Here is a 20,687-nt window from a genome sequence, read left to right as displayed (position 1 = left end):
GATGTAAACATGAATATTAAATATGAATTTGTAACAGGAGAAATTATAGAAATTCAGGTATCCCATGATATTGAAGAGATAGTAATAGAAATTGAAAGAGATACCTATAACAGTAACCGTAGAGAAACACGTAGACACAATTCTATGGAACATATGCAAGGTCGAGGTTTGCAATTTGATGATAAGGGAGCATCCGTTATTGCCTTAGTTGAAGAAAAAGAAACTAATGAAACTTTACACAATATGCTGGACAAGCTATTGCCGCAACAGAAGGAATTAGTGCAAAAGGTATTCTTTCAGGGGATGTCCATTGCTCAGATTGCTCGTGATGAAGGGGTTAGCGAGGCGGCTATAAGAAACCGTCTAAATAAGATTTATAAAAAACTTAAGGCTTTATTTTAAAGGGTTGTTGTAATTATCTAATTGAAGTTTTAGAATAGAAATTAATCTGCCTGCCAGGAAGTTTATTGCTATCATTGGACTAACAGACAAAACTAAACACTAAAAATCGGGAAAACCTCCATCAAAAATCGTAAGATATAGGTACAGACAGGAGGTGTTGAGGATGGAGTGGACTGAATGTATTAGTAAAGCCATCAGCTATATTGAGGACAATATCACCGAAGAACTCACAATGGAAGATATTGCAAAACAGGCAATGGTATCACCCTTCTATTTTCAAAAAGGATTTGCTATGCTTTGCGGTTTTACCATTGGGGAGTATATTAAGAAACGTAGGCTTACACTTGCCGGCAGCGAGCTTGTTTCCACTGACAGAAAAATTATTGATATTGCACTAAAATACGGCTACGATTCGCCCGATAGCTTTACAAAAGCTTTTACTCGGTTTCATGGTGCAACACCCACTTCTGTAAGAAAAGGCGAAACAATGATAAAATCTTTTGCTTCGCTAAAAATTAAACTTACATTAGAAGGAGGTTATACTATGGATTATAAAATCGTAAAAAAAGACGAGTTTACCGTTATCGGTGTATCAAAGGTGTTCAAGTATGATGAAGCGGCGACAGAAATTCCGCAAATGTGGAAGGAGTATTATCAAACAGGGAAAAGCGATACTGTTTGCAGTGTTTACGGTGTATCCATTGATGAAAATATGGGGGGCAATGAGTTTGAATATCTGATTGCGGATAACTACAACCCAATCAAGGAAATTGCCGAGGGTTTTATCACAAGGGTTATTCCTAAACACACTTGGGCTGTTTTTCCTTGCACAGGTGCAAGTTCCCATACTTTGCCAGATGTTCACAAGAAAATTTTTTCGGAATGGTTACCCAACTGTAAAGACTATGAGATTGCGGCGGGTTACAATATTGAAATGTATAGTGATCCTGCCGAGTATGCAAAAGGTGTGCAGGACGAAAAATATTATAGCGAGATTTGGATTCCTGTCCAGCAGAAATAAGAACTACAAATACCACTTTTGTAGTACCACATAATCGGGGATAAGCCACAACAGAATAGGGAAAACATCCAAAGGGGCGCAAGTGAAAAGCCAATCACTTGGGCCTTGTTTTTATGCGACGAAACAGGAAAATCGGCAAGAACACCTACTATAAATTATTAGCTTTGTTTTAATACAGTGTTGATAACGAACTATATATTATTACTCACAACCCGTTTCGAAAGCTTGATTTACTAAGGCCCTATTCAAGTAAAAAGCTAAAATATAACAACTCGCTTCCCTCGAACAGATTGTATTTCTTAACGCTTTTCACTTTCATAGAGCCTAAGTAAATCTAAGCTTCCTGCAAATGGGTTGCTTCGCAATAATATATAGTTCTAAAATCAACAACCCTTTTAAAACCAAATAAAGCCAAAGTTAAAAATATTTTAATTTAGGGGGTTCGGATTGCTAATTCCTATGACTTATATATAAGAGGCTTTTGCATAGATATTAAATTTTTAATTATGCCATAGCCCAATTAAATAAGTCATGAGGAGGCAAATTTTATGCAGACAATAAAAATCACTGTAACAAGTGAAGGTCCAACAAACATTATACTTAAGGAGAAGAAACCTAAAGAGGAAGATGTTACCGGAAAGATAGCAGAACTATTGAAAAAATCCAATGATACAAAGGAGGGAAGAAACTTTTAGGGGATCACTTTTAGATAATAGGAGGTAATTGCATAATGAATAAAAATAAGTTAGTTCTTGAAATAGTAAAGGATTTACGGAACCTTGCAAATAGTATTGAGATTTTTCTACAAGCTATGGAAGGAGAAAAGTCAGTGGAACTTCCAGTTACTTCTACTGAAGCTGCTCCACCAAAATCAGAACCTATAACCTTAGAAAAAGTAAGAGCAGTTTTAGCTTTAAAAGCTCAAAGTGGAAAACAACCAGAAGTTAAGGCTCTCATAACAAAGCACGGCGGGCAAAAACTTACGGATTTAAAACCATCCTGCTATGAGGAACTTCTAAAGGAAGCAGAGGCACTTTGATGGGAGCACATGCTTTATTATCAGCAGTGCAATGAGTTTTTTAATTCAAATATAAGAGAAGAAACGGATTTTAAGGAGGGAATATAATTATGGAAAATAACAACAAAACAAAGGTGATAACAGGAAAGGCTCGTTTCTCTTATGCAAATGTATGGGAGCCTAAATCAATAAATGGAGGAGAGGAAAAATATAGTGTTTCTCTAATAATCTCAAAGGATGATACAAAGACAGTTAATGACATAATGAATGCTATTGAAGCTGCAAAGGAAGAAGGTAAAGAAAAGCTTGGTGATAAAATACCTGAAAATCTTAAGACTCCACTTCGCGATGGGGATATAGAAAGACCAGAGGATGAAGCTTATAACAACAGCTATTTTCTTAATGCCAGTAGCAAGGACAAACCTGAGATTGTAGATAAAAATGTTAAGCCCATATTAGACCAAGGGGAAGTATATAGTGGCTGCTATGGAAGAGCCAGCATCACATTTTATGCATTTAACTCTAATGAAAATAAAGGGATAGCTTGTGGCCTGGGAAACTTACAAAAGCTTTCTGATGGTGAACCATTAAGTGGACGTAGTAGAGCGGAAGATGAGTTTTCATCCTTTGATGATGAAGATTTTCTAAGCTAGGAGGCCTTTGTGTATGCAGACTTTAGCAATAGATATTGAGACTTTTTCAGATGTGGACTTAGCAAAATGCGGTGTTTATGCCTACACCGCTTCTCCTAATTTTGAAATTTTACTATTGGCCTATGCCTTTGATGATGAGGATATAGAAATTATTGACCTAGCTAGTGGGGAGAAACTACCTAGTGAAATTATAGCAGCATTTACAGATGACAGTATTATGAAAACTGCCTTTAATGCACAGTTTGAAAGAATTTGTCTATCAACGTATTTAAATAGGCATTTGTCAGCAAAGTCATGGAAGTGTACTGCAGTTCAAGCAGCAGCTTTAGCCGTACCGCTGTCTTTAGAGGGAGTGGCATTGGTTTTAGGTCTTAATGAGCAGAAAATGAAAGAAGGTAAGGATTTAATAAGGTATTTTTCTATGCCTTGTAAAGCTACAAAAACTAATGGATATCGCCTTAGAAATCTGCCACATAACTCAGCGGAAAAGTGGGCTGAGTTTAAAACTTACTGTAAAAGGGATGTTGAAGTTGAAAGAGCAATTCGTAAAAAGCTTGAAAAGTATCCTATAAGTGACACAGAAGAGCAGATATATAATCTAGACCAAGAAATCAATGATAGAGGAGTTCTTGTGGATTTACAGTTGGTAGAAAAGGCTATGGAGTGTTATAAGCTTCATAAAGAACATACTCTTTCAAAGGCTCAAAACCTTACTGGTCTTCATAATCCAAACTCTGTAGCACAGCTAAAGAGTTGGCTCCTTGAAAATGGTGTTCAGGTGGAGTCACTATCTAAAAAAGTTGTAGCTGATCTTGCCAAAGCATCTCATGGTGAGGTGGAGAAATTGCTAAATTTAAGAGTACAGCTTGCCAAAACCTCTATTAAAAAATATGAAGCAATAGAAAGATCAGTTTGTGCTGATGGAAGAGTAAGAGGACTACTTCAATTCTATGGTGCAAATAGAACTGGCAGATGGGCAGGCAGGCTGGTGCAAGTACAAAACCTGCCTCAAAATCATTTAAAAGACTTAACCCTTGCACGCAATTTACTGAAAAATGGTGACTTTAATACCTTGGAACTTCTATTTGAAAGTGTACCACAGTTGTTATCAGAACTTATTAGGACTGCTTTTATTCCAAAGGATAACCATAGATTTTTAGTGGCTGACTTTTCAGCTATTGAGGCCCGTGTAATTGCATGGCTTGCAGGAGAAAAGTGGAGAATTAATGTATTTAAGACTCACGGTAAAATCTATGAAGCCAGTGCCAGCCAGATGTTTAAAGTCCCTATTGAAGAGATTACAAAAGCTTCACCTCTTAGACAAAAGGGGAAAATTTCAGAATTGGCTCTTGGTTATGGTGGTTCAGTTGGAGCACTTACAGCAATGGGAGCCCTTGATATGGGAGTAGAAGAAGAGGAGCTTCAAGGTCTTGTGGATGCTTGGAGACAGGCAAACCCAAATATTACAAAGCTATGGTGGGATATTGATAGTGCAGCACTTAAGGCCGTAAAGGAAAGAACTACTGTAACAGTTGGTAAAATAAAAATCCATTATGAAAGTGCCATTCTATTTATAATCTTACCCTCGGGGCGAAAGCTGTCCTATATTAAACCAAGAATTTACCCTAATAAGTTTGGAAGAGACACTATAACCTATGAGGGTATTGGGGCTACGAAGAAATGGGAACGTATAGAAACCTATGGACCAAAGCTAGTAGAAAATATTGTACAGGCTATTGCTCGGGATCTATTGGCTGAATCTATGCTTAGAGTTGCCCATAGTGGATATCACATAGTTATGCATGTCCATGATGAAGTGATTATTGAAGCACCTGCAAACTTTGGTTCCTTAGAAGAAGTCTGTGATATCATGTCTATTGCCCCAAAGTGGGCACAGGGGCTCACTCTTCGTGCTGATGGATTTCAATGTGAATATTACAGGAAGGATTGATGGCAGTGAAGGATTTTACTAAAAATATGGCTTTATTTTAAATGGTTGTTGATATTAGAACTACATATTATTGCGAAGCAGACCATTTGCAGGAGGCTTAGATTTACTTAGGCTATATGAAAGTGAAAAGCGTTAAGAAATACAACTTGTCCGAGAGAAGCGAGTTGTTGTATTTTAGCTTTTTACTTGAATAGAGTCTTTAGTAAATCAAGCTTCCGAAACGGGTTGCGAGTAATAATATGTAGTTCATTATCACTACTATGTAAAAAAAACATGGAGGGGATTATTCTTATGCAAATAGCAGTAGCCAATTCAAGAAAGGATAAGATTTGGAAAAACATCGAGATTTCTTGGGATGAATTTTTAACTAAGGTAAGGAATACTCACAGAACCGCTGAGAGTGTTTTAGAATATAAAAAACTACCAAAACCACAACAGGATAATGTTAAGGATGTAGGGGGATTTGTAGGTGGGAGATTAAAAAACGGTAAGCGTAAAACAGGATTTGTTGAATATCGCTCTATGCTCACCTTAGACATGGACTATGCTCATAGTGGTCTATGGGAGCAAATCACTATGTTTTATGATTTTACCTGCTGCATTTATTCTACCCATAAACACACTGCTGAGAAACCAAGACTTAGATTAATTATACCACTATCAAGAAATGTTACACCAGATGAATATACAGCTATAGGCAGGATGGTAGCTTCTGATATTGGTATAGAACAATTTGATGATACTACCTATGAACCTACAAGATTAATGTATTGGCCTTCAACCTCCAGTGATGGGGAATTTATTTTTGAAAAGCAACAGGGTATTTTTTTAGACCCAGACCAGGTGCTTTCAAGATATAAAGTTTGGCAGGATAGCAGTAAGTGGCCAGTATCCTCAAGGCAGACAACCATTGTAAAACATAGCATTTCAAAACAGGCTAATCCACTTGAAAAGGAAGGCTTAATAGGAGTATTCTGCAGGACTTACACAGTAAGAGAGGCTATTGACAAATTCCTAGGGGATGTTTATAAGCCAAATATCCTTGAAGGCAGGTATGATTATATTCCTGCTGATTCAACTGCTGGTGTGCTTATTTATGATGATAAATTTGCTTTTTCCCATCATGCTACAGATCCTGCTTGTAGTAAATTATGTAATTCCTTTGACTTGGTGAGGATTCATAAATTTGGGGAACTGGATGGCAGAGCAGAGGAGGATACAGTTCCATCAAAGCTGCCATCCTTTAAGGCTATGCAAGACATGTGTACATCAGATGAAAATGTTAGAAAAAATCTAGCAAAAGAACGTATAGAAAAGGCTGTCACTGATTTTTCATCTACTGATGATGAAGATTGGCAGACAAGGCTTCAGTTGGGTAAAAATGGTGAGGTTCTTAATTCCTTAAAAAACCTAATTACAATTCTCGAAGGAGATCCAAAGTTAAAATCCATAGCTTTTAATCAGTTAAGTGATGGCATGGAGATAAAAGGTGAAGTTCCTTGGAAACATCCATCTAAGTTTTGGAGAGATGCAGATGATGCTCAGCTTATAAGCTATATTGATTTAACCTATGGTTCTTTTACAGCAAGAAACTATGATATTGCAGTAACAAAGGTAACGGATGACCGTTCCTATCATCCAATAAGGGAGTTTTTACAAAGACTTCCTAAGTGGGATGGAGTGAAAAGGCTTGAAACTTTATTTATAGATTATTTTAACTCTCAAGATGAAGAATACACCAGAGCAGTAACAAGGAAAGTTTTTATTGCAGCAGTGGCTAGAGTTATGAAACCAGGGATTAAGTTTGATTGGATGTTGGTTTTAAACGGCCCCCCAGGCATAGGTAAAAGTACTATTATCAGAAAGCTTGCATCAGAGTGGTTTAATGATTCATTAAGACTTCCAGATACAAAGGATAAAACAGCAGCAGAGAAACTACAAGGATACTGGATACTTGAAATAGGAGAACTTGCTGGCATGAGTAAGGTTGAGGAGAATATCCTAAAAAACTTTCTTTCAAGCCAAAATGACGTCTATAGGGCAAGTTTTGGAAGACGTGCTACACCGCATCCTCGTCAATGTATATTTATTGGAACTACTAATGAAGAACGTGGTTATCTTCGTGATACCACAGGCAACCGTAGATTCTGGCCCTTAAAAGTTTATGAAGGGGATAAAAAACCTTGGCATATGACAGAGGAAGAGGTTATGCAGATTTGGGCAGAGGCTAAGGTGTATTTTGAAGCAAAGGAAGATTTACAGCTATCTCCTGAACTTGAGAAGAGGGCAAATGAATTACAAAATGAAGCTATGGAAGCTGATGATCGCCAAGGCATTATTGAAAGTTATCTTGAAATATTGCTTCCAGAAAATTGGGCCGATTACGATATCAATAGGCGAAGGGAATACATCAATGAATATTATAATAAGGATTCCATTATTCCCAAGGGTACAGTTCAAAGAGATAGGGTTTCCGTTATTGAAATCTGGTGTGAAGCCTTTGGAAAAAACAAAGCCGATTTAGAAAGATTCAAGTCCTTTGAAATTACAAAAATGCTAAAAAGAATCCCAGGCTGGGTACAAGAGCCTAAACAAAAATGGAATAGTTTATATGGAAATACGAGGACTTTTAAGAGAACTAAGTTTTAGTTAGATTTTAGCTAGAACTTTGTTAGAATTTTTTAGTTAGATTTTAGCTGGAATTTTGTTAGAACTTTTAGTTAGGCTTTAGTTAGAGTTAAAAGGCGTTGATATTAAAGGGCTTAGGCTGATTCTACTCAAATAACTAAAATATATAGGACTTTATAAATTATTAATATATAAGCAGTACCCGCGTAAAATCCCATATACACGTATAGGGAAAACTACACTTTGATAGTAGAGATATCAGAACTCCTTTAAAATCAAGGGGTTAAGGTTCTAACAGAAATTCTAATAATTATTATAGCTAGAAGGAAGAGTCTGGTTTGAAAAATATGGTATAGTTAGTTATAGTTCATAATTGCATTATAGGACGAACTAACTAATAAAAATGTTCTTTGAAAATTGAATAGCAGGGTATTTACAAAATATGTTATAATTAATTCATAATAGTAGAAAAGTGCGAACTGAAGATTATAAATATAAGGTGGTGCAAAACATGAAAGTAAGAAAAACGGTTAAAGAGGATATTGACCTCCTCATAAAGATTCGTATGGAATACCTGTTTGCAGAAAAAGGTGTGTCTTCTTCGGAAGAAGTGCAAGATATTAGAACGAAGTTAGAAGAATATTTTACTCAACACCTTAACAAGGGATTTATTGCTATCATTGCCGAGAATGAAAATGAAGTATTAGCAACTGCATTTATGTCAATCGTGGAAAGACCTCCGCTAATAGCGTTTTCATCATATCTTGTCGGTACGGTATACAATGTTTTTACATACCCTCAATATAGAGGAAAAGGCATTGCAACGAAAGTTATGATTGAACTTTTATCGGAAGCAAAGCTATTAGGCGTTGCCGCAGTTGATTTAATGTCGACTGAAAAAGGGAAACCATTATATGAAAATCTTGGATTTCGAGTATCAAATTATACATCAATGAATAAGTTCCTCTAACTCCCGCAAAATAAGCATAATCAGAAGTTATATTAATTCACAATATTCTTATTTAACGTCACAACAATGAAAAACCGAATAATTGTTTTAAACACCGCATCATTCAATCATGAATTTTGTGGTATTTTTGCGTCGCACTACAAATATAGGATGAGGTATTGATTCATCTTAGCATCATAGGACGAACTAATTAATAAAAAATGTTCTTTGAAAATTAAATAATGCGGTATTTACACTATATGTTATAATTTTAGGTGAAATAAATGTTAATTATATTTTTTATATAAGGAGGAATTAAAATGGAATATTTTCATGTTGATGTTTTTAGCAATGAAATTTTATCTGGCAATGGATTAACTGTTGTTTTTTGTAATGAGGAATTAGAAGATAATCTTATGTTGAAATTAACACAAGAGTTTAAGCAATTTGAAACAATTTTTGTGAGAAGAATAGATGATAGTATATTTAATGCAAGAATTTTTACAGTAGATGAAGAATTGGATTTTGCGGGGCATCCTATTTTGGGAGCAGCTGCTACTATTCATAGTCATATTTTTAGAAATGAAGAAGATATAGCAATTACATTTCAATTAAATCAAAAAACAATTATAGTTAATTCAAAAAAGGTAGAGGAGTATTATGAAGTACAAATGAATCAAGGAAAAGCGGAATTCCTCTGTGAAGTTTCAAAAGAGAAGAGAAATAAATATGTACATGCATTGAACTTGTCAGAAGAGAATTTAAGCGAAGAATTTCCTATGGAAGTTGTATCAACAGGGTTACCATACTTATTAGTACCATTAACTTCAGGAATAGAGAATGCAAAAATAATTAGTTCTAAATTTGAAGAAATGTTAAAAGAAGTAGGTGCTAAATTTGCTTATATATTTGATGTGAATTATATAGAAGGACGGACCTGGGATAATCAAGGAAACGTTGAGGATGTTGCAACAGGAAGTGCAGCTGGACCATTAGGTGCATATTTATATAAGCATAATATTTTTAATGTAGGTCATGAGATTATAATAAATCAAGGAAGATTTGTCGGCAGACCTAGTAAAATTAAGGTTTCTATGAGCATTTCTGAAAAAGAAATATTAGTGTCTGGAGAGGTAGCTATTTTGGCAAAGGGAACTATTTTACTATAATAATAAACGTAAAAAATCGCATTATTCAAGAGATTGAATTTGCGATTTTTTATTGCGCAATCCAAATACAGGATGAAGTAAATGCTACTTCATCCTATGAATAAAAGATGAAGTAATTAATAAAATTTGTTCTTTGCTACGAAAATAGAACAGTTTTTATTTTCATTGGCAGCTGTGAAGTAAGTCATGATTCGTTGAAAATTGAATAATGCGGTATTTACGAAATATGTTATAATCAATTCATAATATTGTAGAAAATCACGTATCCTCTTAATAAAGAATATAATTGATTTAATACAGATAAGGAGTGTGATATCATGAATATTAATCTCATGGATAGAAAAATGATTAAAATGCTCTGTGCAAAGTCTGTAGTTATGAGTTTGGGCGACAATTTGCACAGAGATAGATATTTAGTCGCTTTTGATAAATAAATTCATACATATACAGGCTTTGTTTCCTTAATTAAATAATAAATTTAAGGAAGTGAGCTTTATGAAATATGTAAGAATTGATAGAATATTACCAGATGATTTAGTTAAAGAAATTCAAAAGTATATCCAAGGTGAATATGTATACATCCCTTCCCTTCCTGAAAAGAGAAAAAGATGGGGTGAAAAATCTAAAAGCCGAGATTACATAAAAGCCAGAAATGCAAAGATACTAAACCAATATATAGGTGGACAATCAATTAGCAATCTGGCTGAAGAATTCTTTCTTTCAGATAGTAGTATTAAGAAAATTGTATATAAAAAAGATAAGTAGGTTAAAGCTGCCACTCTTGTAATGTGTGGTAGCTTTTGTGTAAAAGATGATATAGAAATGATTATTATCTTTCTTAAAAAATGTAGAAGCTTTAAAATGATATTGAACATAAAATTCATTTAAAAAATGAATTTATAATTCTTCTCGTAGATATTAGAATAAAAGGAGAGAATCAAAGTGAATAAAAAAATATCATTAATTCATTCTACAAATTTAGCCCCAGTAGATTATGCTTATGCTGGACGTATACCTTCAGGAATGGACTTATTATTTTTGGCGGGGGCATGTCCTATTAATAAAGATGGAGAAGTACCAAGCTTGAGCGATTATGAGCTTCAGGCAAAACTTTGTGTAGAGAATTTGAAGGAAGCACTGAAGGACTGTGGGGCTACTTTGGAAGACGTAGTATATACCAGAGTTCTTGTAGCATCTCACAATCAGTCAGATTTGGTAACTGCATGGGAAGCAATAAGAAAAAAGTTTGGTAATCATGATGTCCCAAGCACCTTATCTGGAGTTACAGTATTAGGATATACAAATCAATTGGTGGAAATTGAAGCAGTAGCAGCAGTAGAAAACAATACAAAATGATTGAAGTATAGAGTTGAACTAATTCGCACCATTCTTATTTAGCGTCACAACAATAAAAAACCGAATAACTATTCTAAACACCGCAGAATTGAATTCTGCGGTGCTTTTACGTCGCATTTCAAATATAGAACTAAATAATGTTCTTTGAAAATTGAATAATACGGTATTTACAAAATATGTTATAATCAATCCATGATAGTAAGCTATTACGCACTACTATATGAGGGGGGATAGATTTGAGGGATATATTAAGAGAATTTCCTGTTTTACTAGAACTACTTTCTTTGCTTATTTATTGTATAATACTTTGGGGATATATAAGACATATAAAGATATCCAAAAAACTAAAGAAGCATGATGACACAGAAATAGTTAGCAAGGAAATTTTAGACGAACTTAAGGTAGCAAATAGATTAATCATAATTGGATTTATTACAGTAATAGTTTTCAAAATAATTGGGGTATTAATTTACATTGAATAATACGGTATTTACAAAATATGTTATAATTAATTCATGATAGTATTTTAAGACGAACTAATATCAAATGACTATTTAACATTATAACCATGATATTTAATTTTCAAGTGAAGATAACGACCTAGTTCAGCATAATCTCTGGAAATGGAAGGGAGAAAAATGGATTCAAAATGGGAAAGAATACAACCATATATTAAACTAAACGGTGCAATGCTTGATAGAATGATGTCATGCGTGAAACCCAGAGGGAAAATTAAGAAAGTTAATTTAATAAGAAAGGGATTAAGAAATAGTAATTATTGTGTTGAATATGAAGATTATAAATTTCTATTAAGGATTTATGGAACTGATGATAACTGGTGGGAAAAAGAAAAGTCAGTTTTCGAACATATAAAGGATAAGATAAGTGTTCCAGAATTATTATATTTAAATAATGAATTTGAGGTAATCGATAAGCCTTATGCAGTGTTTGAATATATTAGTGGCCCTACTTTAGATGAATATTTGCAAAATGAAGTTTATAACAAGAATGTGGTTTGTGAAATAGGACAGAGTTTAGCAATAATACATGAAACTTCATATAATCAAGTGGGATTCTTTAATGGAAGTTTAAATGTAACCACTGTATTACCTAAACTAAAATCATGGTATGATATGTTCTTAAAAGAAAATGCAGTACAGAAATTAGGGGAAAAGTTAACAGAAGATGTGAGAATTTACATAGAAAGTAATAATGAAAATATTAAGCGAATTGATGAAAGAGTAACATTTGTTCACAACGATTTTCGGCCAATTAATATAATCGTAGCTAGTAATAATAGACCATATTTTATTGATTGGGAAGGCACAATGGCTGGGCATGTTTTTGGTGATATTGGACAATTTTTAAGATTTAATGAGCAAATCACACCGCAGAATGAGAATTCATTTATTGACAATTATAATTATTATTCCAAGAACAAGCTACCATGTGACTATAAGGAACTGGCAAAATTAAGAGACCTTGTTAATCTTCTACAACTATTAAATTCCGAACATGATTTACAAAATAAAGATAGAGACTTGATTAGGCTGATAAGAAGCACATGCTCATGCTGAAAAGTTAGGATACAATCTTCTAATTTAACAACTAAACTATAAAACCGAATAATTTTTCTAAATATCGTATTATTCAAACGTGAATATGCGATATTTTTTATTTCACAATTTGAATAAAACATGACGTAACTATTGAAATTTAAAATACCAACAATGTTCTTTGAAAACTGAATAATACGGTATTGAAAAGATATTTATATTCACATTATTCTAGTTTTCTAGTAAGAATTTAAGATTAATGCAGATAATAATATCAATATTTGTGAAGAGGGTGATAAGATGAGAAAAGCTAGTAAAGCTATTTTAATGATAATTAGCCTAATGTTAGGATTTCAATTTACGTTTACTACACTTATTTATGCTAATACCCTATATCCACAGGATTTACCATATAAGCCACCAGAGCAATCAAAGGAAGAGTTATATCAAGATATTTTTATATCTTTACTATTGCCATATATTGAGAAGGAAATTGATAGATATTATTCAAAGTATTTAATAGATACTCCAATGGTTGCTCCTTATACAGTGTATGTATTAAGTGCTGAGAGACCAAATGGATATCGTACATTTCTCTTCAATTTAAAGCTTCAAGTTAATTCATATATAGGACCTCATATTGGTGTTGGACTTGACTATATAACTGCTACTGTTGGAGGTTCAGGGGATGTTAAAATTGAAAAATTTGAACATATAAAGAGTTATGAATTACCTCCTAATTATCAAAATATTATTAGGAAAGGTTACAAGAATCCAATTCCTTAACTACTCAGTTATAAAAATGAATAATTTATTCATACCGTATTATTCAACGTGAATATGCGGTATTTTGTTTCGCCCTGCAAATATAGGGTGAACTAATTAATAAAAAATGTTCCTTGAAAATTGAATAGTACGGTATTTACAAAGTATGTTATAATTACCTCATGATAGTAATTTAATGCGATAAATGATTATTTATATAGTATGAAGGGGAATGAGAATGTGAATAGAATTTCAATGATAAAACAATATGTTGATAAAATTATTGAAAATATAGCATCTGCTGAGGAACGTAAAAACGCATATATCCATACTTATGGGGTTGCTCAATGTTGTTCAATAATTGCTAGAAGAAGAGGACTCAATTCCGAACTATCATATATATGTGGACTTTTACATGACATATATGCTTATTATACAGGTAGTTACCTATGCCATGCCCAAAGTGGTGCGGATATGGCTCGTCCAGCAATCAGAAATATGAATATCTTTTCAGATGCTGAGAAAATACTTATTCTATCAGCAATATATTACCACTCCAAGAAAGAGATTATCCATGATGAATATGATGAAGTTTTAAAAGATGCAGATATTTTACAGCCTTTTTTAGATGACTCATGTTCTCAAATTTCTTATCTTGCTGTCCCACGTCTAAATAAACTGCTTTATGAATTTAAAATTACAGCAATACCAGCTGAATATGTACGAAAGCAAGAAAAGTCAATGAAAAAGATGTTTAAAAAGTCGGTATTTGCTGATATTGCGGAGGAACTTGCTGTAAAAAGCATTAATGGTGAAAGAGACAGTAAGTTTTATAAGGATATAATCAAGTATTATCCAGAGACTACTGCATTTGACGAATTGAGAAATGGATGGTGTGCCGCTTTTGTCTATCATTGTGCAATAATAGCAGGGCTTGAACTTCCTATTAGGCTACCACCATTTCAATACAGATTTGCAGGTGTAGGAACGTGGTATGAATGGGGTAAATCCAATGATTTATGCTTTTATGATAAAGACGGCTTTGTACCCTCACGAGGTGATATTGTTATTTATAATAATATTATTCCTCCAAATAACAAACCCAAAGGTCCATGGCATGACCATATCGGGATAGTACTATCTTGTGAAAGTGAATTTATTATCGTTGCTGAAGGTAATATAGACAATCAGAATGTTTCAGGGGTAATAAAAAGAAAGCGTGATAATACAATTGGATGTTTTGTTAGAATACCTGATGATTTTAAATATGACGGCTGGAAATACGATTACAAGACATATTTAAAACAAGCATTGTAATCTGAATTAGAAGTTATTTTTACTTCACAATCTTCTTAAATGATGCAACTAATATATAATTAAATAATTTTTTCAAATACCGTGTTATTCTAAAAAATAAGCGGTATTTTTTATTTCACAATTTGAATATTTAGCGTCACAACAATAAAAAACCGAATAATTATTCTAAACACCGCAGGATTGAATTCTGCGGTGTTTTTACGTCGCATTTCAAATATAGGATGAGGTATTAATTCATCTTAGCATCATAGGACGAACTAAATAATAAAAAATGTTCTTTGAAAATTGAATAATACGGTATTTACAGAATATGTTATAATCAATTCATAATAGTAAATTAAGACGAAGTAAACTGAGGGGGAATTATTTTGAGTAGATTAATTCGTTATGCCAAATTAGAAGATTCAGATGCTTTAGGCAAAATGCATTCAGAATCATCACAGAATGCATTCAAAGATATTATTCCAGAACATGTTTTGAATGATGTTTTTTCTGCTGAAAGGAGAACAAAATGTTTTACAAGTGAATTATTAGAAGGTTCTCCTAAAACAGCTATTGCTTTTGAGGGAAATGAACCAGCAGGATTACTATCATTTGGGAAGTGTAGGTATGGTGATAATGATAAATCATGGATAGAGATTTGGAGAGTTTATGTTATTCCAAAATTCTGGGGAAGTGGAGTTGCTAAAGAGTTAATGGAATGGGGAATCAATGAAATTCTAAAAGAGCATTTCAACAACATAGAACTTTGGGTATTAGAAGAGAATATACGAGCTAGAAACTTCTATGAGAAAATAGGATTTAAACATGATAATACATCTCAAATAATTAACACAGGCAAAGAACTAAAAGAACTACGTTATACCAGAGTATAAAGTTAAAGAAATTACTTCACAACTTTCTTATTTAACAACTAAACTATAAAACCGAATAATTTTTCTAAATACCGTATTATTCAAAATGAATATGCGGTATTTTTTATTTCACAATTTGAATAAAATGCGACGTAAGTTTTAAATTTTAGACTACGAACAATGCTCTTTGAAAACTGAATAATACGGTATTTAAAAGCCGGCTCAATCATTCACAAATTATTTTTTAGTGAATACCCTATTAATAGAATTATTTTATTATTGGAGGTTAAAAGTGGGCTTCTATATTAGAGTAGAACCAAATGTAAAAATTTTTGTAGAGGATCTTAATCCAGAGGGCAAGAAGACAATCTTGTTCATACACGGCTGGCCAGGTAATCATAATTTATTTGAATATCAGTTTAATCAGCTTCCACAGATGGGGTACAGGTGCATTGGAATAGATATTAGAGGGTTTGGAAACTCAGATAAACCCTATGGAGGGTACAATTATGATCGATTGTCGGATGATGTAAGATGTGTGGTTAATGCATTAAAACTAGAAGATTTTATATTAGCAGGACATTCAACAGGAGGAGCTATAGCAATTCGATACATGGCACGTCACAAAGGATATGGAGTGTCTAAACTTGCCCTTTTTGCAGCGGCGGCTCCAAGTCTTATCAAGCGTCCTAATTTTCCTTATGGGTCAGATAAAGAGGATATAGAGAAAATGATTGAGGCAACATATACTGATCGTCCCAAAATGCTGAGTGATTTTGGCGATATATTTTTCTTCCAGCATATAACTGGACCATTCTCTGATTGGTTCTTTCAATTGGGATTACAGGCAGCAGGGTGGGCAACTGCATCCATCGAAAAAATGTGGATAGAGGAAGTATTATTTTCCGATCTAGAAAAAATAAATGTTCCAACTTTAATAATTCATGGTATTCATGACAAAGTTGTTCCATTTTCATTGGGTGAAGTACAAAACAAATGTATTAAAAATTCAAAACTCTTACCCTTTAAATACAGCGGTCATGCAACTTTCTATGACCAACGTGATAAATTTAATGAAGAATTGATGAAATTTATTGAAGAGTAAAGTTTTTGTAATGTAGATGGTCTTAATAAAAATATTGAAAACGAATAATTAATTTAAACACCGTAAGATTCATTGAATAATACGGTGTTTTTACGTCGAAGTACAAAAATTGAGGGACGAAAGTGAAATATAAGTTAGGACTACAAAAAAAGGTCGAAACAATTATTACTTCAGACTATGAATATAGGGTGAAATAACTAATAGAAGTGTTCTTTGAAAACTGAATAATACGGTATTTACAAAATATGTTATAATTAATTTGTGATAGTAATTTATGGAGGTAAGAATATGGAAATAACTATTTTAGATGAATTTAAGGTAATAGGATTAAGATTAACTTGTAGCGAAGATCAATTAGGAATTGAGATGCCTAAGTTATGGAAGTCTTTTAAGGATAGAGTACATGAAGTAAAGAATAGAGTTGATAGCTATATAATGGATGTTTGTTTAGAGGTTGTTGAGAAAAATTACATCCAATGTATTTGTTTAAAAGTTGACAACTTTAATTTTGTGCCAATTGGAATGGAGTCTATAATAATTCCATCTCAAAAATATATTCATTATAAGCATCAAGGAAATGTAAAAGATATATGGGTGTCATTTTGGAATATGAAAAATTGGGCAAAAGAGAATGGATATACGATAGATATACAAGACTTTAAAATTGATGCCAATTTGGAAAACAATGAATTAGTTCATGAACTTTATCTTAAGATACTATAATTTTGACAGATCGTAATATTCTTAAATCACGTACACATTAAATAATTAAATACTTTATTCATAATACCGTATTATTCAAGTAAAATGTACCCAATGGAGTAGACATTAAAAAAAGTCCACTCTATTGAGTTTTCATTTATAATAATATTATATATTTTAGAAGAGGAAGTGTATGAAAGAATGCCTATTGAAATAATTTGCGATGACTTTCCACAAATCGAGACTAAAAGATTAATACTTAAAAAAATATCCGTGAAAGATTGTAACGATCTACTTGAAATATTTTCAGATGAAGAGGTTTTGAAATACTATGATATTGAGCCATTAAAGACTTTGGAAGAAGCAAATAAGTTAATACTACTATTTGGTAGAAGATTTAAAAATAAGAAAGGAATTAGATGGGGAATACATCTAAAGGATACAGATAAATTAATTGGTACATGTGGATATCAGAGCATAGATATACACTCACTCCGTACAGATATAGGGTATGAAATGTCCAAGGAGTTTTGGGGACAAGGATTAATGAAAGAAGCTCTACAAGCAATAATTGATTTTGGATTTAACAATATGTTATTGAATAGGATACAAGCATTAGTTGAACCTGAGAATAAAAATTCAATTTATCTGTTACATAAGATTGGGTTTAATGGGGAAGGTATTTTGTATGAATATGAATTTTATAAAGGAAAATTTAAAGATTTAACAATACTATCATTATTAAAGTCAGATTATCATTTAATTAAATCATAATATTTTTAAAGTGCGAATAAAGATAATTAATATGTTGCGTAAAGTGTTTATACAAAAACATACAATATATAGTATGATTTTCTTATAATCAAATTAGAACAGTAAGAAACAGCGAGTTATAGATTATTTATATAATATGTGATTGGAGACGATGGTATGGGTGATAGGATGTTACAGAAAAATAATATACCTACAGAAACAGAGATTTTTGAACATATCGGCAATAATGCAAAAGTGTTATTGAAGCAGTTTGAGGAAGCGTTTGACAAAGAATATGATATGAAAAAAGATTTAAAGTTCCCATTTGGAAATAATTATGGTTGGGGATATAAATATTCGCATAAAACCAAGCATTTATGTTATGTGTTTTTTGAAATTGGAGAAATAGATATAATGATGCAAATAAGTTCAAAAGATGAGGAAAAACTCAATGAAGTTATTAATGAAGGGTTAGCTTTAACAAAAGAAGTATGGAAGAATAGATATCCTTGTAGTGATGGCGGATGGATTAATTATAGACCTAAGGCACAGGAAGATATTACAGAGATAATGCGATTGTTGGCTTTTAAAAAGAAGCCTGTTATAAAGTCATAGAGATTTAGATACAACATTGATGAAAATATTTTTATTGTAAGGAATCTATTAATCAACTATCTCCATAAATGGAGTAACAAAAATACAATTAAATAATTTATTCAGAATACCGTATTATTCAGAGATGAATTTGCGATATTTTTTATGTCGCAATACAAAAATAGGATGAGTTAATAATTTATCTTAGCATCATAGGAGGAACTAATCAATAAAATATGAAGGAGGAAAAAAGGTGGAAGATATGAAGAATAAAAAGGCAGTGGTTGTATTTTTAATAATCACATTAATGCTAAGCAGTATATGCTATTACATAAGAATAAGAGGTGGCGATGCTGCAGCTGGGATGACATCTATACTGATGTGGTGTCCTGCAATAGCAGCATTTATAGTTCGAGGTAAGTTTTATCGCAAAGAAAAAGTATTAGGATGGAATGGTTGCCAAGTAAAATATATTATGGCAGGTGTATTCATTCCAGTTATTTATTTGGGATTTTCATATGGGCTTTACTGGATCGTAAATCAAACAGCATTTACTGGAGAAATCTATACAAACTCTATTGGATTATTACTGTTACTAATTCCTTCTTCTTTATTGACTGCAACTGGTGAAGAAATTGGATGGAGAGGATTTTTACTACCGAAACTGACTGAAATTTGGAATGTTAAGATTGCTATTTTGATAAGTGGGTTAATATGGGCAGTATGGCATTTCCCTCTTATGATAGCAGGTTTGTATCAAACAGGGACAAGTATTTGGTATCAGCTTCCAATGTTTACTATTGAAATTGTTGCTATGACAACGATAATGGCTTATTTGCGTTTGAAATCAAAAAGTGTATGGCCTGCTATTATACTCCATGCAAGCCATAATTATATTGATCAAGTGATATGTGGACCATTAACCAGTGCTAATAAACAAGCGTATTTTGTAGGAGAAACGGGTTTGATAACTGCATTTATGCTTATTATAGTAGCAATAATTGTAATTAGAAAAATAATACACGAAGCATTATAAGTGAATAAAGATTGTGAGAATAATGCGAAGTTCAAAGAAATTCCAATTTGTAGAGTTGCCGCAAGATAATTTTAGATTCAGTTTTGTCATATCTTTCTTAAATGATGAAATCAATATGCAATTAGATAAGTTATTCATAATGCCATATTATTCAGAAATGAATATGCGGTATTTTGTTTCGTCCTACAAAAATAGGATGAGGTATTGATTCATTTTAACATCATAGAACGAACTAATTAATAAAAAAATGTTCTTGGAAAATTGAATAATACGGTATTTACAAAATATGTTACAATAAAGTCATAATAGTAAATTATGACTAAATAACTATATTGATGTGAGGTGAAATTATGGATGGGATTAAAGTAATATTTTTTGATATGAGAAATACCTTATTGCAATTTCATTATGGTAAATCAGATGATGAAAAAGATGTACAAGGGTTAGTATATTTAACAGAATATCTAAATAAATTCAATGATAAGATTACTCTTGATGAAGTTCTGTAATTAGTTCGTTTAAAAAGGAATTATCAGTACCTTTGTTAATTGAAAACACGCCGGACTGTCTTGTAGAAAGACGATTTTATAAATTTGTTCCATATGTCTTTCCAGATCAAATAAATAGATTGTTACATGATAATGATGTGTCATTACTTTTAGATATTACGCATGCAAAGATTGCCGCACGATTTCATGGATGGGATATATATTGATACTTGAATGTGTTGTTGCATCTTATATTCAGCAGTTTTTTGATTTCATGAAGTAAAATAAATACCATTAAGTGTAAGGTGTTAATGTACAAAAAATTTAGATATATAAGGAGTTATTAATTTATGAATGATTTAGATGCATT

At 32.5% G+C, this 20,687-nt stretch carries 22 protein-coding genes; all 22 read left to right on the top strand.

Annotation, left to right across the window (positions count from 1 at the left end; genetic code table 11):
* The first annotated feature begins 9 nt into the window (after positions 1–9).
* Positions 10–402 carry an RNA polymerase sigma factor gene (locus tag ACI48Q_RS19820; RefSeq protein WP_474920850.1) on the top strand — a complete coding sequence of 131 codons (393 nt, stop codon included), beginning with the start codon at positions 10–12 and terminating at the stop codon, positions 400–402.
* Between the two features lie 163 nt (positions 403–565).
* Complete coding sequence (locus ACI48Q_RS19815; RefSeq protein ID WP_474920849.1) at positions 566–1,423, top strand: AraC family transcriptional regulator; 858 nt, start codon at positions 566–568, stop codon at positions 1,421–1,423.
* A 548-nt stretch (positions 1,424–1,971) separates the two neighbouring features.
* Complete coding sequence (locus tag ACI48Q_RS19810; protein ID WP_474920848.1) at positions 1,972–2,118, top strand: hypothetical protein; 147 nt, start codon at positions 1,972–1,974, stop codon at positions 2,116–2,118.
* A gap of 35 nt (positions 2,119–2,153) precedes the next feature.
* Positions 2,154–2,462 (top strand): rRNA biogenesis protein rrp5, encoded by a 309-nt coding sequence (locus tag ACI48Q_RS19805; RefSeq protein ID WP_474920847.1) that lies wholly within the window; start codon positions 2,154–2,156, stop codon positions 2,460–2,462.
* A gap of 89 nt (positions 2,463–2,551) precedes the next feature.
* A complete protein-coding gene (locus ACI48Q_RS19800) occupies positions 2,552–3,094 on the top strand; it encodes a DUF2815 family protein (RefSeq protein WP_474920846.1) in 543 nt (180 codons plus the stop codon).
* Positions 3,095–3,107: 13 nt separating this feature from the next.
* On the top strand, positions 3,108–5,045 hold the full coding sequence (locus ACI48Q_RS19795; protein ID WP_474920845.1) for a DNA polymerase: 1,938 nt from the start codon (positions 3,108–3,110) through the stop codon (positions 5,043–5,045).
* Positions 5,046–5,336: 291 nt separating this feature from the next.
* A complete protein-coding gene (locus tag ACI48Q_RS19790) occupies positions 5,337–7,694 on the top strand; it encodes a virulence-associated E family protein (protein ID WP_474920844.1) in 2,358 nt (785 codons plus the stop codon).
* 490 nt (positions 7,695–8,184) lie between these two features.
* Positions 8,185–8,643 (top strand): N-acetyltransferase family protein, encoded by a 459-nt coding sequence (locus ACI48Q_RS19785; protein WP_474920843.1) that lies wholly within the window; start codon positions 8,185–8,187, stop codon positions 8,641–8,643.
* A 299-nt stretch (positions 8,644–8,942) separates the two neighbouring features.
* Positions 8,943–9,791 carry a PhzF family phenazine biosynthesis protein gene (locus ACI48Q_RS19780; protein WP_474920842.1) on the top strand — a complete coding sequence of 283 codons (849 nt, stop codon included), beginning with the start codon at positions 8,943–8,945 and terminating at the stop codon, positions 9,789–9,791.
* 495 nt (positions 9,792–10,286) lie between these two features.
* Entirely contained in the window at positions 10,287–10,556 is a 270-nt protein-coding gene (locus tag ACI48Q_RS19775) for a CD3324 family protein (RefSeq protein WP_027625631.1), read from the top strand.
* A 177-nt stretch (positions 10,557–10,733) separates the two neighbouring features.
* On the top strand, positions 10,734–11,147 hold the full coding sequence (locus ACI48Q_RS19770; RefSeq protein WP_474920841.1) for a RidA family protein: 414 nt from the start codon (positions 10,734–10,736) through the stop codon (positions 11,145–11,147).
* A 236-nt stretch (positions 11,148–11,383) separates the two neighbouring features.
* Complete coding sequence (locus tag ACI48Q_RS19765; protein WP_474920840.1) at positions 11,384–11,629, top strand: hypothetical protein; 246 nt, start codon at positions 11,384–11,386, stop codon at positions 11,627–11,629.
* A gap of 156 nt (positions 11,630–11,785) precedes the next feature.
* Positions 11,786–12,724 carry an aminoglycoside phosphotransferase family protein gene (locus ACI48Q_RS19760; protein ID WP_474920839.1) on the top strand — a complete coding sequence of 313 codons (939 nt, stop codon included), beginning with the start codon at positions 11,786–11,788 and terminating at the stop codon, positions 12,722–12,724.
* Positions 12,725–13,003: 279 nt separating this feature from the next.
* On the top strand, positions 13,004–13,489 hold the full coding sequence (locus ACI48Q_RS19755; protein ID WP_474920838.1) for a DUF3888 domain-containing protein: 486 nt from the start codon (positions 13,004–13,006) through the stop codon (positions 13,487–13,489).
* A 219-nt stretch (positions 13,490–13,708) separates the two neighbouring features.
* Complete coding sequence (locus tag ACI48Q_RS19750; RefSeq protein ID WP_474920837.1) at positions 13,709–14,785, top strand: HD domain-containing protein; 1,077 nt, start codon at positions 13,709–13,711, stop codon at positions 14,783–14,785.
* A gap of 368 nt (positions 14,786–15,153) precedes the next feature.
* Complete coding sequence (locus ACI48Q_RS19745) at positions 15,154–15,660, top strand: GNAT family N-acetyltransferase (protein ID WP_474920836.1); 507 nt, start codon at positions 15,154–15,156, stop codon at positions 15,658–15,660.
* Positions 15,661–15,931: 271 nt separating this feature from the next.
* Positions 15,932–16,744, top strand: a complete 813-nt coding sequence (locus ACI48Q_RS19740) for an alpha/beta fold hydrolase (RefSeq protein WP_474920835.1) — start codon at positions 15,932–15,934, stop codon at positions 16,742–16,744.
* Between the two features lie 288 nt (positions 16,745–17,032).
* Entirely contained in the window at positions 17,033–17,467 is a 435-nt protein-coding gene (locus ACI48Q_RS19735) for a GyrI-like domain-containing protein (protein ID WP_474920834.1), read from the top strand.
* A 180-nt stretch (positions 17,468–17,647) separates the two neighbouring features.
* On the top strand, positions 17,648–18,220 hold the full coding sequence (locus tag ACI48Q_RS19730; protein ID WP_474920833.1) for a GNAT family N-acetyltransferase: 573 nt from the start codon (positions 17,648–17,650) through the stop codon (positions 18,218–18,220).
* A 156-nt stretch (positions 18,221–18,376) separates the two neighbouring features.
* On the top strand, positions 18,377–18,814 hold the full coding sequence (locus tag ACI48Q_RS19725) for a DUF3788 family protein (protein WP_474920832.1): 438 nt from the start codon (positions 18,377–18,379) through the stop codon (positions 18,812–18,814).
* A 241-nt stretch (positions 18,815–19,055) separates the two neighbouring features.
* The gene (locus ACI48Q_RS19720) at positions 19,056–19,829 is read left to right on the top strand and encodes a CPBP family intramembrane glutamic endopeptidase (RefSeq protein ID WP_474920890.1); all 774 of its coding nucleotides are present in this window, start codon (positions 19,056–19,058) and stop codon (positions 19,827–19,829) included.
* A gap of 350 nt (positions 19,830–20,179) precedes the next feature.
* On the top strand, positions 20,180–20,338 hold the full coding sequence (locus ACI48Q_RS19715; protein ID WP_474920831.1) for a hypothetical protein: 159 nt from the start codon (positions 20,180–20,182) through the stop codon (positions 20,336–20,338).
* The last annotated feature ends 349 nt before the right edge of the window (positions 20,339–20,687 follow it).

Source organism: Clostridium sp. LXY-7, from assembly GCF_056172015.1.
The sequence above is the reverse complement of the archived record's forward strand: the minus strand, read 5'-3'. Positions and strand labels throughout refer to the sequence as shown.

Excerpts from the sequence above, each read along its gene's own strand:
- ACI48Q_RS19820 (WP_474920850.1), top strand. The coding sequence starts at position 10 with ATGAATATTAAATATGAATTTGTAACAGGAGAAATTATAGAAATTCAG.
- ACI48Q_RS19815 (WP_474920849.1), top strand. The coding sequence starts at position 566 with ATGGAGTGGACTGAATGTATTAGTAAAGCCATCAGCTATATTGAGGAC.
- ACI48Q_RS19810 (WP_474920848.1), top strand. The coding sequence starts at position 1,972 with ATGCAGACAATAAAAATCACTGTAACAAGTGAAGGTCCAACAAACATT.
- ACI48Q_RS19805 (WP_474920847.1), top strand. The coding sequence starts at position 2,154 with ATGAATAAAAATAAGTTAGTTCTTGAAATAGTAAAGGATTTACGGAAC.
- ACI48Q_RS19800 (WP_474920846.1), top strand. The coding sequence starts at position 2,552 with ATGGAAAATAACAACAAAACAAAGGTGATAACAGGAAAGGCTCGTTTC.
- ACI48Q_RS19795 (WP_474920845.1), top strand. The coding sequence starts at position 3,108 with ATGCAGACTTTAGCAATAGATATTGAGACTTTTTCAGATGTGGACTTA.
- ACI48Q_RS19790 (WP_474920844.1), top strand. The coding sequence starts at position 5,337 with ATGCAAATAGCAGTAGCCAATTCAAGAAAGGATAAGATTTGGAAAAAC.
- ACI48Q_RS19785 (WP_474920843.1), top strand. The coding sequence starts at position 8,185 with ATGAAAGTAAGAAAAACGGTTAAAGAGGATATTGACCTCCTCATAAAG.
- ACI48Q_RS19780 (WP_474920842.1), top strand. The coding sequence starts at position 8,943 with ATGGAATATTTTCATGTTGATGTTTTTAGCAATGAAATTTTATCTGGC.
- ACI48Q_RS19775 (WP_027625631.1), top strand. The coding sequence starts at position 10,287 with ATGAAATATGTAAGAATTGATAGAATATTACCAGATGATTTAGTTAAA.
- ACI48Q_RS19760 (WP_474920839.1), top strand. The coding sequence starts at position 11,786 with ATGGATTCAAAATGGGAAAGAATACAACCATATATTAAACTAAACGGT.
- ACI48Q_RS19755 (WP_474920838.1), top strand. The coding sequence starts at position 13,004 with ATGAGAAAAGCTAGTAAAGCTATTTTAATGATAATTAGCCTAATGTTA.
- ACI48Q_RS19735 (WP_474920834.1), top strand. The coding sequence starts at position 17,033 with ATGGAAATAACTATTTTAGATGAATTTAAGGTAATAGGATTAAGATTA.
- ACI48Q_RS19730 (WP_474920833.1), top strand. The coding sequence starts at position 17,648 with ATGCCTATTGAAATAATTTGCGATGACTTTCCACAAATCGAGACTAAA.
- ACI48Q_RS19725 (WP_474920832.1), top strand. The coding sequence starts at position 18,377 with ATGGGTGATAGGATGTTACAGAAAAATAATATACCTACAGAAACAGAG.
- ACI48Q_RS19720 (WP_474920890.1), top strand. The coding sequence starts at position 19,056 with ATGAAGAATAAAAAGGCAGTGGTTGTATTTTTAATAATCACATTAATG.
- ACI48Q_RS19715 (WP_474920831.1), top strand. The coding sequence starts at position 20,180 with ATGGATGGGATTAAAGTAATATTTTTTGATATGAGAAATACCTTATTG.